The following is a 14,215-nucleotide window of genomic DNA, read 5'->3' as shown; positions in this document are numbered from 1 at the left end:
CTTTCATTTCGCCCGCATATTTTGTCGTCAAGGATAGGCCCCAAGGAATGAAACTATGATTAATAAAAGCTTTATAAGATAGTGCAAAAGGCGGCGAAACGGCCACCCGAAATACCGGGTTTGGCGTCTGTCGGGGCGAGCGGTGAAGACATTAGAATAAAGCCGGAAATTTCGTCGCAAAACTGCCGTATTACCCCTGTTTTCCGCTTGCAATGTGCTTGCTCCATTCCTGCGGCGAGACTATTGTTCAACGCCTCCGCAAACCGCATATGAGGTCGAGCGCCCCTGCGGTTTGAGGTTCTGTCTATCTTTTTCAGGAGTTACTGATGCTGAAGGGCTCAATTACCGCGCTTGTCACGCCATTCGATCGTGAAGGAGCGTTCGATGAAAAAGCTTTTCGTGCATTCGTTGACTGGCAGATAAAAGAAGGCACCAAAGGCCTCGTGCCCGTGGGCACCACTGGCGAAACGCCGACGCTTTCCCACGATGAGCACAAGCGCGTCATCGAGGTCTGCATTGAAGTCGCCGCCGGTCGCGTGCCGGTCATCGCCGGGGCTGGTTCGAACAACACCGTTGAGGCGATTGAACTCGCCCAGCATGCGGAAAAGGCTGGTGCCGATGCCGTGCTGGTTGTGACCCCTTATTACAATAAACCGACCCAACGTGGCCTTTACGAACATTTCTCGCAGGTTGCGCGTTCGATCTCGATCCCACTCATCATCTACAATATTCCGGGTCGTTCGGTCATCGACATGACGCCGGAAACGATGGGCGCTCTGGTGCGCGATCATAAGAACATCATCGGTGTGAAGGATGCGACCGGCAAGATCGAGCGCGTTTCCGAACAGCGTGGCACCTGCGGCAAGGATTTCATCCAGCTTTCGGGCGAGGATGCGACCGCGCTCGGCTTCAACGCCCATGGCGGGGTGGGGTGCATTTCGGTGACGTCGAACATTGCGCCGCGCCTTTGCGCCGAGTTTCAGGATGCCTGCCAGGCTGGCGATTTCGCCAAGGCGCTGGAATTGCAGGATCGTTTGATGCCGCTGCACAAGGCGTTGTTCATCGAGCCGAACCCGTCTGGCCCGAAATATGCGCTGTCGCGTCTTGGACGTGTCGAAAACAGCCTGCGCTCGCCGATGATGCAGGTCGAGGAGTCGACCGCAGAGAAGATCGATCTGGCCATGAAGCATGCAGGCCTCATCAACTGATCCGGCGATGGCCGTGCTGTCAGTTGAAGAAATGGCAAGCTGGTGATTTTTACGCTCCCGCCGTCGCGGGAGCGTTTTCATTTTAAATGCAACGCATTATATAGTGCAGTTATGAACAAGCCGAAGAATTCCCCTGCACGCAAGATTATCGCGGAAAACCGCAAGGCGCGCTTCAATTTCGAGATTTTGGACACGCTCGAGGCCGGTCTCGTTTTGACCGGCACCGAGGTGAAATCTCTGCGCGCCAATCAGTCGAATATCGCCGAAAGCTATGCCAGCTTCGAGAATGGCGAGTTCTGGCTGATTAATTCCTATATTCCGGAATATACGCAGGGCAATCGCTTCAATCACGAGCCACGCCGTTTGCGCAAGCTTCTGGTCAGCCGTCGCGAAGCCTCGCGGCTGTTCAACTCTGTCTCGCGCGATGGCATGACAGTCGTTCCGCTGAAACTATACTTTAATGATCGCGGACGCGCGAAGCTGGAACTGGCCGTGGCGCGCGGTAAAAAGAATCACGACAAGCGTGAGACGGAAAAGAAGCGCGACTGGGGCCGCGAAAAGGCCCGCTTGCTCCGCGACCGGGGCTGATCGTATTCCAAAGAAAAAGAGCGCCGTCAGGCGCTCTTTTTTATTCAAATAGAAGGGTGGATCTCTCGTCGGGAGGGCTCAAAATTCATGCTGGTGCATGGATCAAACCCTGAACGATATCAATAATTATCTTCGAGATCGTCGTCCTGACGGCGCGGGGCGCGTTCCGAAGGATCACGACCGATTTCCGCCTTCAGCGAAACGAGATCGATAAAATGATCAGCCTGACGGCGCAGTTCATCGGAGATCATCGCGGGCTGAGTGGTCAGGGTAGAAACGACGGAAACCTTGCGGCCCTTGCGCTGCAATGCTTCTGCGAGCGAACGGAAATCGCCGTCGCCGGAGAAAATCACGAAATGGTCAACCGTGTCGGTCAACTGCATGGCATCGACGGTAAGTTCGATGTCCATATTGCCCTTGACCTTGCGGCGACCGGTCGAATCGGTGAATTCCTTGGCGGCCTTGGTGACCACCTTGTAACCGTTATAATCCAGCCAATCGATCAGTGGACGGATCGACGAATATTCCTGATCTTCGACAAGCGCAGTATAGTAATATGCGCGCAGCAGATAGCCGCGCTTCTGAAACGCCTTCAGAAGCTTGCGGTAATCGATGTCAAAGCCCAGGGTCTTGGATGCTGCGTATAAATTGGCGCCATCAATAAAAAGCGCAATTTTTTCACGAGAATCGAACATCGTGCAATATATCCACTCTACAGCCTAACGGGAGTGTGGACCGTCGACCGCGTATTCAGATTTGTTTCACAAACGTCGGCTGGCGAAATATTTCTACCAATAGCGTTTATAGCGTTTCTAAGGACATATTATAGAAAAACAAGCAACCATAGGTTGTTATTTTGGTGAGCTAATTTAACTAATGTAGCAATTCCGAAATGGGGGCGAATTTTGGTCTGCTTAATATTGTTCCATTTCGAAATGCGATGAGATATTATGCGGTATATCGTTAAAAATCGAGGGTATATGAACGGATTAAGGCTATTTAACGCCCCTAATCCCGCTTTGGCTTGTAATTTCGCCCAACAGGCGTTATGTGCAGAAAAAATCCGTTAAAGTTCGAAAATGAAAGGGACCGCGTATGGCCCGCGTCACCGTTGAGGACTGCGTAGACAAAGTCGAGAACCGATTCGAGCTTGTTCTGCTCGCCGGTCATCGCGCCCGCCAGATTTCCCAGGGCGCCTCGATCACTGTCGACCGCGACAATGATAAGAACCCGGTCGTTGCATTGCGCGAAATCGCCGATGAAACGCTTTCGCCGGATGATCTGAAGGAAGATCTGATCCACTCGCTGCAAAAGCATGTGGAAGTGGACGAACCGGAAGCTGCGGCTCCCGCCCAGATCACGTCGTCGTCTGACGAGCTGGTTGAAGGCATTGCCGAAGCGGCTGAGGAAGATGTCGTATCTTTCGATCGCATGTCGGAAGAAGAGCTTCTGGCTGGTATTGAAGGTCTGGTCGCCCCGGAAAAGAACGACGACTTCTAATCCGCTTTCAGGCTCTTTCATTTTATACACGCGCTGCGGCTCATCAGGCTGCGGCGCGTATTTTTACGCGCGCGAACATAAAATGATCGCCGCCGCGGCTTGCGGGATGTGAATTTCTGTCTGAAATTAATCCTGTTGGCAGAAAATCGGTGCTAAAGCTCGTAAAACATTCGATAATTTGCGAAGTTGGTTCGAATGAAGTGTGATTGTCTTGCGGTATAGCCGCTGATCGCCCGGCGTTGGTTTGAGGAGTTGTCGTAGATGATGCGCCAGTATGAGCTTGTGGAGCGTGTGCAGCGATACAAGCCGGATGTAAACGAGGCGCTTCTCAACAAGGCATATGTCTATGCCATGCAGAAACATGGCAGCCAGAAACGTGCTTCCGGCGATCCTTATTTCTCCCATCCTCTCGAAGTCGCGGCTATCCTCACCGACATGCATCTCGATGAGGCGACGATTGCTATCGCGCTTCTGCACGATACGATTGAAGATACGACCGCGACCCGTCAGGAAATCGACCAGCTGTTCGGGCCGGAAATCGGCAAGCTCGTTGAAGGTCTGACCAAGCTCAAGAAGCTCGATCTGGTTTCCAAGAAGGCTGTGCAGGCGGAAAACCTGCGCAAGCTGCTTCTGGCTATTTCCGAAGATGTGCGCGTGCTTCTGGTGAAGCTTGCCGACCGTCTGCACAATATGCGCACGCTTGGCGTCATGCGCGAGGACAAGCGCCTGCGCATCGCCGAAGAGACGATGGATATCTATGCGCCGCTTGCTGGCCGCATGGGTATGCAGGATATGCGCGAAGAGCTGGAAGAGCTGGCTTTCCGCTACATCAATCCCGATGCATGGCGGGCGGTCACGGACCGTCTCGCCGAACTTCTGGAAAAGAACCGCGGTCTTCTGCAGAAGATCGAAAAGGATCTGTCCGAGATTTTCGAGAAAAACGGCATCAAGGCCAGCGTGAAAAGCCGCCAGAAGAAAGCCTGGTCGGTTTTCCGCAAGATGGAAACCAAGGGTCTGTCCTTTGAGCAGTTGTCTGACATTTTCGGCTTCCGCGTCATGGTCGATACCGTGCAGGACTGCTATCGGGCGTTGGGGTTGATCCATACGACGTGGTCGATGGTACCCGGGCGGTTCAAGGATTATATCTCTACACCGAAGCAGAATGATTATCGCTCGCTGCACACCACCATTATCGGTCCGTCGCGCCAGCGTATCGAACTGCAAATCCGCACCCGTGCGATGGATGAAATCGCCGAGTTCGGTGTAGCGGCGCATTCGATCTACAAGGATCGCGGTAGCGCCAACAATCCGCATGCGATCTCGACCGAAACCAACGCTTATGCCTGGTTGCGCCAGACCATCGAGCAGCTTTCCGAAGGCGATAATCCGGAAGAGTTTCTGGAACATACCAAGCTGGAGCTGTTTCAGGATCAGGTTTTCTGTTTCACGCCGAAAGGCCGCCTGATCGCACTGCCGCGCGGTGCGACGCCGATTGATTTTGCTTATGCGGTTCACACCGATATCGGCGACAGCTGCGTCGGTGCGAAGGTCAACGGGCGCATCATGCCGCTGATGACCGAGCTGAAGAACGGTGATGAAGTGGATATCATCCGCTCCAAAGCGCAGGTGCCGCCTGCTGCCTGGGAATCTCTGGTTGCAACCGGCAAGGCGCGCGCTGCGATCCGGCGCGCGACACGTTCCGCCGTGCGCAAGCAATATTCCGGCTTGGGCATGCGTATTCTCGAACGCGCCTTCGAGCGCGCTGGAAAGCCATTCAGCAAGGATATTCTGAAGCCCGGCCTGCCGCGTCTGGCGCGCAAGGATGTAGAAGACGTGCTGGCCGCCGTCGGACGCGGCGAACTGCCATCCACCGATGTGGTGAAGGCCGTTTATCCAGACTATCAGGATACGCGCGTCACAACGCAGAACAACCCTGCCAAGACCGGAGAAAAGGGCTGGTTCAACATTCAAAATGCCGCCGGGATGATCTTCAAGGTTCCCGAGGGCAGCGAAGGCTCCGAGGCTGATAAGGGCAAGGACCAGGAAACTGCACCGAAGCCCGGCAAGCGTGCTCTGCCGATCCGTGGCACCAATTCCGATCTGCCGGTTCGTTTTGCGCCGGAAGGCGCGGTCCCGGGTGACCGCATTGTCGGGATTCTCCAGCCGGGCGCCGGTATCACCATTTATCCGATCCAGTCACCCGCGCTGACCGCCTATGACGACCAGCCGGAGCGCTGGATCGATGTGCGCTGGGATATCGACGAGACGATGCATGAGCGTTTTCCGGCCCGCGTCAGCGTTTCGGCAATCAATTCGCCGGGGTCATTGGCCGAGATTGCCCAGATTGTCGCGGCCAACGACGCTAATATTCATAATCTCTCCATGGTGCGCACAGCGCCGGACTTTACCGAAATGATCATCGACGTTGAAGTGTGGGATCTGAAGCACCTCAACCGCATCATTTCCCAACTGAAAGAAAGCGCGAGCGTCAGCGGCGCAACGCGCGTGAACGGATAGGACCAAAATGAACACCCAAGGCGTGCTTGCCGTCTTCCGCGAAGCGGGAGCGATCCTCGAAGGCCATTTCATTCTCACTTCAGGCCTTCGCAGCCCCATTTTCCTCCAGAAGGCGCGCGTGTTCATGCATGCCGATAAAACGGAAAAGCTGTGCAAAGCGCTGGCTGAAAAGATCAAAGCAGCCAATCTCGGCCCCATCGACTATGTGGTCGGTCCGGCCATCGGGGGTCTGATCCCGTCTTATGAAACGTCGCGCCATCTGGGCGTGCCCTCGGTTTGGGTCGAGCGCGAGAACGGCGTTTTCCGCCTGCGCCGTTTCGATGTGCCCAAGGGCGCCCGGGTCGTGATCGTGGAAGACATCGTGACAACCGGCTTGTCGATCCGTGAAACCATCGAATGCATGAAGGAGCTCGGCATCGAAGTCGTGGCTGCGGCTTGCATCGTCGACCGCTCCGCCGGCAAGGCCGATGTGGGTACGAAGCTGATCGCGCTCGCGGAATATGAAGTGCCAGCTTACCCCGCTGACAATCTGCCGCCGGAACTGGCTGCGATCCCGGCCATCAAGCCGGGCAGTCGCAACATTTAACCGTTATTTCTGGCCGGAGCGTTCTTTACAAACGTTGTATATTAAAAGACTTTCTGGCCGGGTATAGTGTAAAAGTTGATACCGCAGAGCGATTACAGCCCTGCGGTGAAATTTCCCTTTACGAGGGGCCTTTCGTTTACGTAATCTAGATGGTTAATAGAAGAGTCCGATCAGTTCCCTCCGACAGGAAAATCCATCGTGGCTGTAACGTCTGTAGTTTTCGATCCGAAATCGCCTTTTCGCGCGCCTTGCGGTATCTGCGTAGACTGCGATGTGCGCCGCATGGCGGTTTGCGCTGCGCTCGACGATGGCGATCTTGGTGCGCTGGAAACGATCATGACGTCCAGAAAGCTGGATGCGAACGAGATGCTCGTGGAGGAAGGCGAGGCGAAGGCCCGGGTCTATAGTCTGACCTCCGGCATGTTGCGCATCTACACCTCCCTGCCGGATGGACGCCGACAGATCGCTGGCTTTCTGTTTCCCGGAGATTATCTCGGACTTGCCGATGATGATGTCTATTCGCAGTCGGCGGAAGCAGTCGTGCCTTCGATCCTTTGCGCTTTCTCCGCGAAGGAGATGGAAAATCTGATGGAGCGTTTTCCAAAGCTCAAGGAAAGACTGCACCAGATGACACGGGCCGCGCTGCGCACCGCGCGTGACAACCAACTCGTTCTGGGGCGTCTCGCGCCGGTGGAAAAGCTTGCAAGCTTCCTGCTGGTTCTATCCGCGCGCGCCGAAAAGCGCGGTGAACGCTCCAATCCGGTGCATCTGTCGATGAACCGCACGGATATTGCGGATTATCTGGGCCTCACCATTGAAACGGTGAGCCGCAGCTTCACCAAGCTCAAAAGCCAGGGCCTGATCCAGCTTCTTGACGCCAATACGGTCGAAATTCTGTCGCGCCGTTCGCTCGCAGCTGTTGCGGGCATGGATGTGGACGCACTTTAGTCTCACTCCCAATCCTCTGCTCATTCATCGTCACCCGTTGATTCAAATCAATGCGGTATGCCGTCGTGCCCTGTAATTTCTACCATAAAGATTGATGCGGCTACAAAAGGGACGGCCGCGCGGCAAATGGGGAGAAAGACGGGTGCTCTTGTGGCTGGTCACTGCAACATTGGCTGTCATTCATGCGGTATACCTTGCCGCATCATGCCGTCCGGTCCTGCAGGCTGCAACTCCGGTTCCAGCATTGGCTCCGCCATTCGCACTGGCCGAGCCTCGCCAGTCCGCGTGCCGCGCGAGGTGGGTGCGCCATGCATGAAGAAGCGATAAAGCGTTATGCAGCACTTGCCGTTCCGCGCTATACGTCCTTTCCGACGGCTGCCGATTTCACTCTCTTCCAACCCGAAACCACGCAGCGCTGGCTTCGCCAGATTGGTCCTGGCGAGGGTATCTCGCTTTACATCCATGTGCCTTATTGCAAACAGCTCTGCTATTATTGCGGCTGTCACGCCAAGGTGGCGATACGCGACGATGTCGTCGAGAGTTTTTATCATTCCCTTTTGAACGAAATAGAGACGGTGGGGCAGGTGCTGACCGCTCGTCCGCGCGTCACCCATTTGCACTGGGGCGGTGGAACGCCATCGATCCTAAGTTCCTCCCAGTTTCTGGAAATCATTACGGCTCTGCGTTCGGTGTTCGAGTTCTCGCACACAATGGAACATGCGATTGAGCTTGATCCGCGGTCGGTCACGCCGGACCTTGTCAGGACGCTGGCTTTCATGGGCGTCAACCGCGCTAGCTTGGGCGTTCAAGATATCGATATTCGTGTGCAGACGGCCATTGGCCGGGTGCAAATGATGGAAACCGTGTCGGAAGCCACATGGCTTTTGCGCGGTGAGGGGATCGAAAAGGTCAATTTCGACCTCATCTATGGTCTGCCGCTACAGACGGTGGAAAGCCTGCGTCGCACCTGCGAAACGGTTGCCTTGCTCCGTCCGGATCGTGTTGCCTGCTATGGTTATGCGCATCTGCCGCAGCGGCGGGCCAATCAGCGCCTGATCGATCCGAGCCAGCTACCCGACGCCGAGGACCGTTTTGCGCAGTCGCGTGTGGTGGCGGACTGTTTTTCCGCTCTCGGTTACGAGCCGGTGGGTATCGATCATTATGCCCTGCCGTTAGATGCTCTGGCCGTTGCCGCCCGAAGAGGTCTGCTGCACCGCAATTTTCAGGGCTATACGACGGACAGAAGCCAGACGCTGATTGGGTTTGGACCGTCCTCCATTTCGCAATTTCCCGGTGGCTATGCGCAGAACATTCCCGATATCGGGCAGTATCGCAAAACGGTCGATGCGGGCGAACTCGCCACCATGCGCGGCTATATGATGCGCGAAAGCGACCGGTTGCGTTCGGCAATCATCACCGCGCTGATGTGCAATTTTCAGGTCGATCTCAACGATGTGGCGCCGGGCATGGAGTTTTCCGACGAACTCGCCTTGCTGCGCCCGCTAGTGGCTGATGGCGTGGTTGAGGTGAAGGGTAGTCTCATCCGTGCCACCAAAGACGGCAAGCCGCTGATACGCCTCGTGGCAGCGGCGTTTGATGAATTTCGCAGGGAAACTGTGCAGGGCTTCAGCTTCGCCATTTGATCCTGCATTCGATAGAGCGGTTCCATTAGAACCGCTCCAGGATGCCGCTGCACCGGGCCGTCACAAGGTCAGTGGCATGGGAGCGCCGCCGTTGGGGGACGTGCGGCGCTCCCCCTCTTCGGGGGCCTTTTCAGGATCAGGCCTTTGCTTTGCGGTTCTTTTCCAGCTTTGGCAGGAAGACGGTCAATAGGCCGAGCAATGGCAGATACGAGCAGATCATGTAGACGAACTCGATACCCTTGCGGTCGGCGACGATGCCGAGAACTGCGGCTGCAATGCCAGCCATGCCGAAGGCAAAGCCGAAGAACAGGCCGGACACCATGCCGACACGTCCCGGAAGCAATTCCTGTGCAAAAACAACGATGGCAGGGAAGGCCGAGGCCAGGATAAAGCCGATGATCACCGTCAGCACAGCCGTCATCTCGAGATTTGCGTAGGGCAAAGCCAGCGTGAATGGCAGGACACCGAGGATGGATACCCAGATCACCTTGCGCGTTCCGATACGATCACCAATCGGGCCGCCGAAGATCGTTCCCGCAGCAACAGCGCCGAGGAAGAGGAACAGCAGGATCTGCGAGGTCTGCACCGACACGCCAAAATGGTGAATCGTGTAGAAGGTATAGTAGCTCGTGAGGCTCGCCATATAGATGTACTTGGTGAAGATCAGCAGCGCGAGCACGGCCACGGTGGCGATCACCCGGTTACGCGGCAGCGGCAGCGTCTTGTCAGGTTGCGCCCTGCGGGCATTGGCCAGTCGGTAGCGATTGTACCAATTGCCGACATACCAGAGCAGTAACATGCCCGCCAAAGCCGCGACCGAAAACCACGAAACGCTGATCTGGCCGAAGGGCAGCACGACAAAAGCTGCAAGCAGCGGTCCGATGGACGAGCCGAAGTTGCCGCCGACCTGAAACAGCGATTGTGCGAAACCATGCTTGCCGCCCGATGCCAGTCGCGCAACGCGTGACGCTTCCGGATGGAAGACGGACGAGCCGAAGCCGACGCAGGCAGCGCCCATCAGCAGCACCGAATAATGATGCGCCGTCGCCAGCAACACGAGGCCTACAAGTGTGCAGCCCATGCCGAACGACAGCGAATAGGGCATCGGCTTGCGGTCGGTATAGATGCCGACGAGCGGCTGCAAGATGGATGCCGTCATCTGGAAGGTGAAGGTGAGAAGACCGATCTGCCAGAATGACAGGCTGTAATTCTCCTTCAGCATCGGATAGATGGCCGGAAGGAGCGACTGCATCATGTCGTTCAGGAAGTGGCCCATGCTTGTGGCCAATATAATGGTGAGGACCGTATTGTCCGCACCGCTGTTGGACGGCTGCTGCGCAGCGCTCATGCTCATAATGCGACTCCGAAAATAAAGCCCGGTATGCTGCCTCAATCTTCCCGTTTATGGGGAAGAAAAGATAGCGTGTGGATGTTTTGAAATGGAGATTTCGCCCGGCGTACTCTCCAGTTCTCTCCTCATAAGCATATTGCGCATCGCCCGCTTTCGTGATTTGGTCCATTACTTGTTTGAGTGGGCCAAGCTGAGCCGTTTGAGAACAAGTCTGAGATGAAACCGCCATCGCCACCCCGTCTTTTCTTGCCCGACAGCGAGGAGCTTCAACGCTTCCACGAAGACCGCGTTGCCATGCTGGAGACCATGACCGGACCGGTGGTGGCGCTTCCAACGAAATATCCCGATGGTTATTTCGTGCCTCTCCACAGCCATTCGCGTGCGCAGCTGTTGTGTGCTTCGCAGGGCGTGGTTCTGGTCACGACCAATGCCGGGCGCTGGATGATCCCTGGCGATCACGCCATGTGGATACCTGCCGGCATCGAGCATTCAGTCGAGATCGTGGGTGACGTCTATATGCGCTCGATCTATATCAGCACCGATGCTGTATCCGGCGTACCCGACCATCTGCATGTGGTGGGCCTGACCGACCTGATGCGGTGCCTCATCATTGACGCGACGACGGTCGACAGCATACCGGAGGCAGGCAGCCGCGATGCGCTGGTTATCGAGCTGATCCTGCGGGATCTGCATACGCTGCCGCAAAGATCGCTCGGGCTGCCTATCCCGAACGATCCGCGCCTACAGAAGCTTTGCCGCGACTTTGTAAAAAATCCGTCGTCGCGCGTTACCATCGATGACTGGGCGGACAAGCTTGCCATGAGCAGGCGCTCCTTTACCCGGCATTTCCAACGCGAGACGGGCGTGAGCCTGTCGGTCTGGCGGCAGCAGGCCTGCCTTTTCGCTGCCGTTCCCCGGCTTTCCGAGGGAGAAGCCGTAACCAGTGTGGCGCTCGATCTCGGATATGACAGCGTTTCAGCCTTTACGACAATGTTTCGCCGTATGCTGGGCGTATCGCCTCGTCATTATCAGCCGAGACCCGAGCTTGCGCCGCCAGAGGCATGATCGACAGGATGATCTAATAATAGCAATTGTTTCCGCTCAAGGAGAGCAGTATTAAGAGCCCATGTTGTTCCAACGCCGAAATCCGCTGACCCGAGGCGAGCGCCTGAGACTTATGATCTGGCCGCGCCGTTCTTTTTCCCGTTCATTCAAATACGGGGGTAAGAGGATTCTGCGTATCACTGCCTCCCCGCATGCGGTGGCGGCGGGTCTGGCTGTCGGCGTCTTTTCGGCGTTTACGCCATTCTTCGGCTTTCATTTGATCATTGCAATTGTGCTGGCCTATTTTCTGGCGGGCAATATTGCGGCTGCCGCCATCGGCACTACGCTGGCCAATCCGCTTACTTTGCCCCTTATCTGGGGAAGTACCTTCGAACTCGGTCGCTTCATCATGAATGGTAGCATGGATGCGGCACCGCCGGTGCATCTTGGCCGTGCACTCGAAACGATGCATTTCGACGAGATTTGGACGCCGCTCCTGAAGCCCATGCTGTTCGGTTCGACCATTCTGGGCGCCGCCTGTGCGGTGCTCGTCTATTTCGTGACGCGCTATGCGGTCTCCGTGTTTCGCCGTCGCCGTCTGGAACGACTGGCTGAAAAGCACAGGCGGCACGCGGAACGGGAGCTTCAGCAAATATGATCGTCGGAATAGGTAGCGACCTCATCGATATCCGGCGTATCGAAAAAGCTCTGGAGCGGCACGGCGACCGTTTCCGCAATCGGGTTTTTACCGAAATCGAGCAGAAGAAATCGGAGGGACGTCAGCAGCGTGCGGCGTCCTACGCCAAGCGCTTTGCCGCTAAGGAAGCCTGCGCCAAGGCGCTAGGCACCGGCATTGCGCGCGGCGTGTTCTGGCGCGACATGGGCGTGGTCAATGCGCCTTCCGGCAAGCCCACAATGCAACTGACGGACGGCGCGGCCAAACAGTTGCAAAGACTTCTGCCGCCGGGAACGCGCGCCGCCATACATCTGACAATTACCGATGATTTTCCTCTCGCGCAGGCTTTCGTGATCATCGAGGCGTTGCCGGAACCGGCTTGAGCGGTTTTGGCGATCCGGACGAAAGTTATTGGGGTTGTGACAGGTAAACTCCTGCTCATAATCGTGCGAGAAAGCAGTGCGCGGATTGCCTCACGCAATCCAAGTCGTTATTAGAGCATTTCCAGCAAAAGTGCGCAGCGGTTTTGCGTCGGATAATGCGTGAATACACATGATCGCGTTATCGCAAGCGGAGAGACAATGAGCGTGTCCAGCAAGAGTGAAACCAAAAAGTCCGGCGGCCTGGGCGAAACCATCAGCGTTATCGTGCAGGCTCTGCTGCTGGCGCTGGTCATTCGCACCATTCTTTTCCAGCCATTCAGCATTCCATCGGGCTCGATGCGCCCGACTTTGCTGGAAGGCGATTATTTGTTTGTGTCGAAATATGCCTATGGCTATTCGCGCTTTTCGCTGCCTTTCGGTCTCGACCTGTTTTCGGGCCGTATCTGGAGCGCGGAACCGAAGCGCGGCGACGTGGTGGTGTTCAAGCTGCCGAGCGACACGTCCGTTGATTACATCAAGCGCGTGATCGGCCTGCCGGGCGACCGCGTGCAAATGCGCGGCGGCGTGCTCTATATCAACGATCAGCCTGTGAAGCGCGATCGCATCGGCACCATCGACAATCCCGATGTGACGGAAGTGAACCGTCCGGTTGAGGTTTATCGCGAAACGCTGCCGGAAGGCGTGACCTATGATACGCTCGATCTCGCACCGAATTCTATCGGCGACGATACCCGCGTTTTTGAAGTGCCGGCCGGTCATTACTTCATGATGGGCGACAATCGCGACAATTCGCTCGATAGCCGTTTCGGGGTTGGCTATGTGCCGTTCGAAAATCTCGTCGGCCGCGCCAATATCATCTTCTTCTCCATCGCTGATAAGTCGAGCCCGCTCGAAATCTGGAAATGGCCGACGGATGTGCGTTTCAGCCGTCTGTTCAGCTCTGTGAATGCTGCGCCGCATACGGCCGTCACCGGAAACTGATATGGTTTCCGCAAGCCAGGCAGCTACAATTCTCGAGGAGCGCACCGGACACCGTTTTCTGAATTTGAAACGGCTGGAACGTGCGCTCACGCATTCAAGTGTACAGGCCCCGTTGCGGGCTAATTATGAGCGGCTGGAGTTTCTGGGCGACCGTGTGCTGGGTCTTGCTGTCGCAGAAATGCTGTTCGAAGCATTTCCCGAGGCGTCCGAAGGCGAATTGTCGGTGCGCCTCAATGCGCTGGTCAATGCCGAAACCTGCGCGGCGATTGCTGACGAAATCGGTCTCGCCCGTTTTATTCATACCGGCTCCGATATCAAATCGCTGAACGACAAGCGCCTCATGAATGTGCGGGCGGATGTCGTCGAAGCGCTGATCGCCACCATCTATCTCGACGGCGGACTTGAAGCGGCACGCGCCTTCATCAAGCGTTACTGGAAGAAAAGATCGCTTGAAACGGGCGCGGGACGGCGCGATGCCAAGACAGAGCTGCAGGAATGGGCGCATCAGCAGGGCAATGTACACCCGTCCTATTCTGTTTTGAGCCGCAGCGGCCCGGACCATGATCCTCTCTTTGTGGTGGAAGTGCAGGTGCAGGGTTTCGCGCCGGCAATCGGCGAGGGACGCTCAAAGCGCATCGCCGAACAAAGCGCTGCGGAAGCCATGCTCTACCGCGAAGGCGTGTGGAAGCGCGACGAAACTGTATGACGCAAGAACTCACGTTTTTTCAATCGAAATCGGTTATAATTGATCGATTGCGACAAATCTCGTTGTAACGACGACGCTGTCGCA

At 56.2% G+C, this 14,215-nt stretch carries 14 protein-coding genes; 12 read left to right on the top strand and 2 right to left on the bottom strand.

Annotation, left to right across the window (positions count from 1 at the left end; translation table 11 throughout):
• Window positions 1-326 precede the first annotated feature (326 nt).
• Together dapA and smpB are read left to right on the top strand one after the other, a co-directional pair.
• The gene (dapA, locus tag JAU75_RS03945; protein WP_199054726.1) at window positions 327-1,208 is read left to right on the top strand and encodes a 4-hydroxy-tetrahydrodipicolinate synthase; all 882 of its coding nucleotides are present in this window, start codon (window positions 327-329) and stop codon (window positions 1,206-1,208) included.
• Between the two features lie 111 nt (window positions 1,209-1,319).
• Complete coding sequence (gene smpB, locus JAU75_RS03940) at window positions 1,320-1,796, top strand: SsrA-binding protein SmpB (RefSeq protein ID WP_078340700.1); 477 nt, start codon at window positions 1,320-1,322, stop codon at window positions 1,794-1,796.
• 119 nt (window positions 1,797-1,915) lie between these two features.
• Here the strand turns inward: smpB and JAU75_RS03935 are convergent, their stop codons facing one another.
• Window positions 1,916-2,491, bottom strand: a complete 576-nt coding sequence (locus JAU75_RS03935) for an NYN domain-containing protein (protein WP_199054724.1) — start codon at window positions 2,489-2,491, stop codon at window positions 1,916-1,918.
• 400 nt (window positions 2,492-2,891) lie between these two features.
• On the opposite strand from JAU75_RS03935, the gene rpoZ reads away from it, so the two are divergent.
• The 5 genes from rpoZ to hemN all read left to right on the top strand — a co-directional run bounded on the left by rpoZ (window position 2,892) and on the right by hemN (window position 8,990).
• Window positions 2,892-3,296, top strand: coding sequence for a DNA-directed RNA polymerase subunit omega (gene rpoZ / locus JAU75_RS03930; RefSeq protein ID WP_078340702.1), 405 nt, complete (start codon window positions 2,892-2,894; stop codon window positions 3,294-3,296).
• A 261-nt stretch (window positions 3,297-3,557) separates the two neighbouring features.
• Window positions 3,558-5,813 (top strand): bifunctional (p)ppGpp synthetase/guanosine-3',5'-bis(diphosphate) 3'-pyrophosphohydrolase, encoded by a 2,256-nt coding sequence (locus JAU75_RS03925; protein WP_199054722.1) that lies wholly within the window; start codon window positions 3,558-3,560, stop codon window positions 5,811-5,813.
• A 7-nt stretch (window positions 5,814-5,820) separates the two neighbouring features.
• A complete protein-coding gene (gene pyrE, locus JAU75_RS03920; protein ID WP_199054720.1) occupies window positions 5,821-6,399 on the top strand; it encodes an orotate phosphoribosyltransferase in 579 nt (192 codons plus the stop codon).
• Window positions 6,400-6,681: 282 nt separating this feature from the next.
• Window positions 6,682-7,347 (top strand): helix-turn-helix domain-containing protein, encoded by a 666-nt coding sequence (locus tag JAU75_RS03915; protein ID WP_210339196.1) that lies wholly within the window; start codon window positions 6,682-6,684, stop codon window positions 7,345-7,347.
• A gap of 308 nt (window positions 7,348-7,655) precedes the next feature.
• A complete protein-coding gene (gene hemN, locus JAU75_RS03910) occupies window positions 7,656-8,990 on the top strand; it encodes an oxygen-independent coproporphyrinogen III oxidase (RefSeq protein ID WP_199054718.1) in 1,335 nt (444 codons plus the stop codon).
• Window positions 8,991-9,126: 136 nt separating this feature from the next.
• On the opposite strand, the gene JAU75_RS03905 is transcribed toward hemN, so the two are convergent.
• Complete coding sequence (locus JAU75_RS03905; protein ID WP_199054717.1) at window positions 9,127-10,344, bottom strand: MFS transporter; 1,218 nt, start codon at window positions 10,342-10,344, stop codon at window positions 9,127-9,129.
• Between the two features lie 243 nt (window positions 10,345-10,587).
• Here JAU75_RS03905 and JAU75_RS03900 point away from each other — a divergent pair, with 243 nt between their 5' ends.
• The 5 genes from JAU75_RS03900 (at window position 10,588) to rnc (ending at window position 14,131) form a co-directional block, all read left to right on the top strand.
• Window positions 10,588-11,406, top strand: a complete 819-nt coding sequence (locus JAU75_RS03900; RefSeq protein ID WP_199054934.1) for a helix-turn-helix domain-containing protein — start codon at window positions 10,588-10,590, stop codon at window positions 11,404-11,406.
• A 61-nt stretch (window positions 11,407-11,467) separates the two neighbouring features.
• The gene (gene bspA / locus JAU75_RS03895) at window positions 11,468-12,043 is read left to right on the top strand and encodes a type IV secretion system effector BspA (RefSeq protein WP_199054716.1); all 576 of its coding nucleotides are present in this window, start codon (window positions 11,468-11,470) and stop codon (window positions 12,041-12,043) included.
• Entirely contained in the window at window positions 12,040-12,444 is a 405-nt protein-coding gene (gene acpS / locus JAU75_RS03890; RefSeq protein ID WP_199054715.1) for a holo-ACP synthase, read from the top strand. Before bspA ends, acpS begins: the two co-directional genes overlap by 4 nt.
• A 198-nt stretch (window positions 12,445-12,642) precedes the next feature.
• Window positions 12,643-13,425, top strand: coding sequence for a signal peptidase I (lepB, locus tag JAU75_RS03885; protein WP_199054714.1), 783 nt, complete (start codon window positions 12,643-12,645; stop codon window positions 13,423-13,425).
• 1 nt (window position 13,426) lies between these two features.
• Complete coding sequence (gene rnc, locus JAU75_RS03880) at window positions 13,427-14,131, top strand: ribonuclease III (RefSeq protein WP_199054713.1); 705 nt, start codon at window positions 13,427-13,429, stop codon at window positions 14,129-14,131.
• Window positions 14,132-14,215: the final 84 nt, after the last annotated feature.

Origin of the sequence: Ochrobactrum sp. Q0168, from assembly GCF_016427605.1 — a bacterium.
In the GTDB taxonomy this organism is placed as follows: Bacteria; Pseudomonadota; Alphaproteobacteria; order Rhizobiales; family Rhizobiaceae; genus Brucella.
Note: the sequence above shows the minus strand (reverse complement) of the source record. Positions and strands in the feature narration are given on the sequence as shown.

What these genes read in the sequence shown, in the direction of transcription:
- JAU75_RS03925 (WP_199054722.1), top strand. Translation starts at nt 3,558, where the DNA reads ATGATGCGCCAGTATGAGCTTGTGGAGCGTGTGCAGCGATACAAGCCG.
- JAU75_RS03915 (WP_210339196.1), top strand. Translation starts at nt 6,682, where the DNA reads ATGGCGGTTTGCGCTGCGCTCGACGATGGCGATCTTGGTGCGCTGGAA.
- JAU75_RS03905 (WP_199054717.1), bottom strand. Translation starts at nt 10,344, where the DNA reads ATGAGCATGAGCGCTGCGCAGCAGCCGTCCAACAGCGGTGCGGACAAT.
- rpoZ (WP_078340702.1), top strand. Translation starts at nt 2,892, where the DNA reads ATGGCCCGCGTCACCGTTGAGGACTGCGTAGACAAAGTCGAGAACCGA.
- lepB (WP_199054714.1), top strand. Translation starts at nt 12,643, where the DNA reads ATGAGCGTGTCCAGCAAGAGTGAAACCAAAAAGTCCGGCGGCCTGGGC.
- acpS (WP_199054715.1), top strand. Translation starts at nt 12,040, where the DNA reads ATGATCGTCGGAATAGGTAGCGACCTCATCGATATCCGGCGTATCGAA.
- rnc (WP_199054713.1), top strand. Translation starts at nt 13,427, where the DNA reads ATGGTTTCCGCAAGCCAGGCAGCTACAATTCTCGAGGAGCGCACCGGA.
- hemN (WP_199054718.1), top strand. Translation starts at nt 7,656, where the DNA reads ATGCATGAAGAAGCGATAAAGCGTTATGCAGCACTTGCCGTTCCGCGC.
- JAU75_RS03935 (WP_199054724.1), bottom strand. Translation starts at nt 2,491, where the DNA reads ATGTTCGATTCTCGTGAAAAAATTGCGCTTTTTATTGATGGCGCCAAT.
- smpB (WP_078340700.1), top strand. Translation starts at nt 1,320, where the DNA reads ATGAACAAGCCGAAGAATTCCCCTGCACGCAAGATTATCGCGGAAAAC.
- dapA (WP_199054726.1), top strand. Translation starts at nt 327, where the DNA reads ATGCTGAAGGGCTCAATTACCGCGCTTGTCACGCCATTCGATCGTGAA.
- pyrE (WP_199054720.1), top strand. Translation starts at nt 5,821, where the DNA reads ATGAACACCCAAGGCGTGCTTGCCGTCTTCCGCGAAGCGGGAGCGATC.
- bspA (WP_199054716.1), top strand. Translation starts at nt 11,468, where the DNA reads ATGTTGTTCCAACGCCGAAATCCGCTGACCCGAGGCGAGCGCCTGAGA.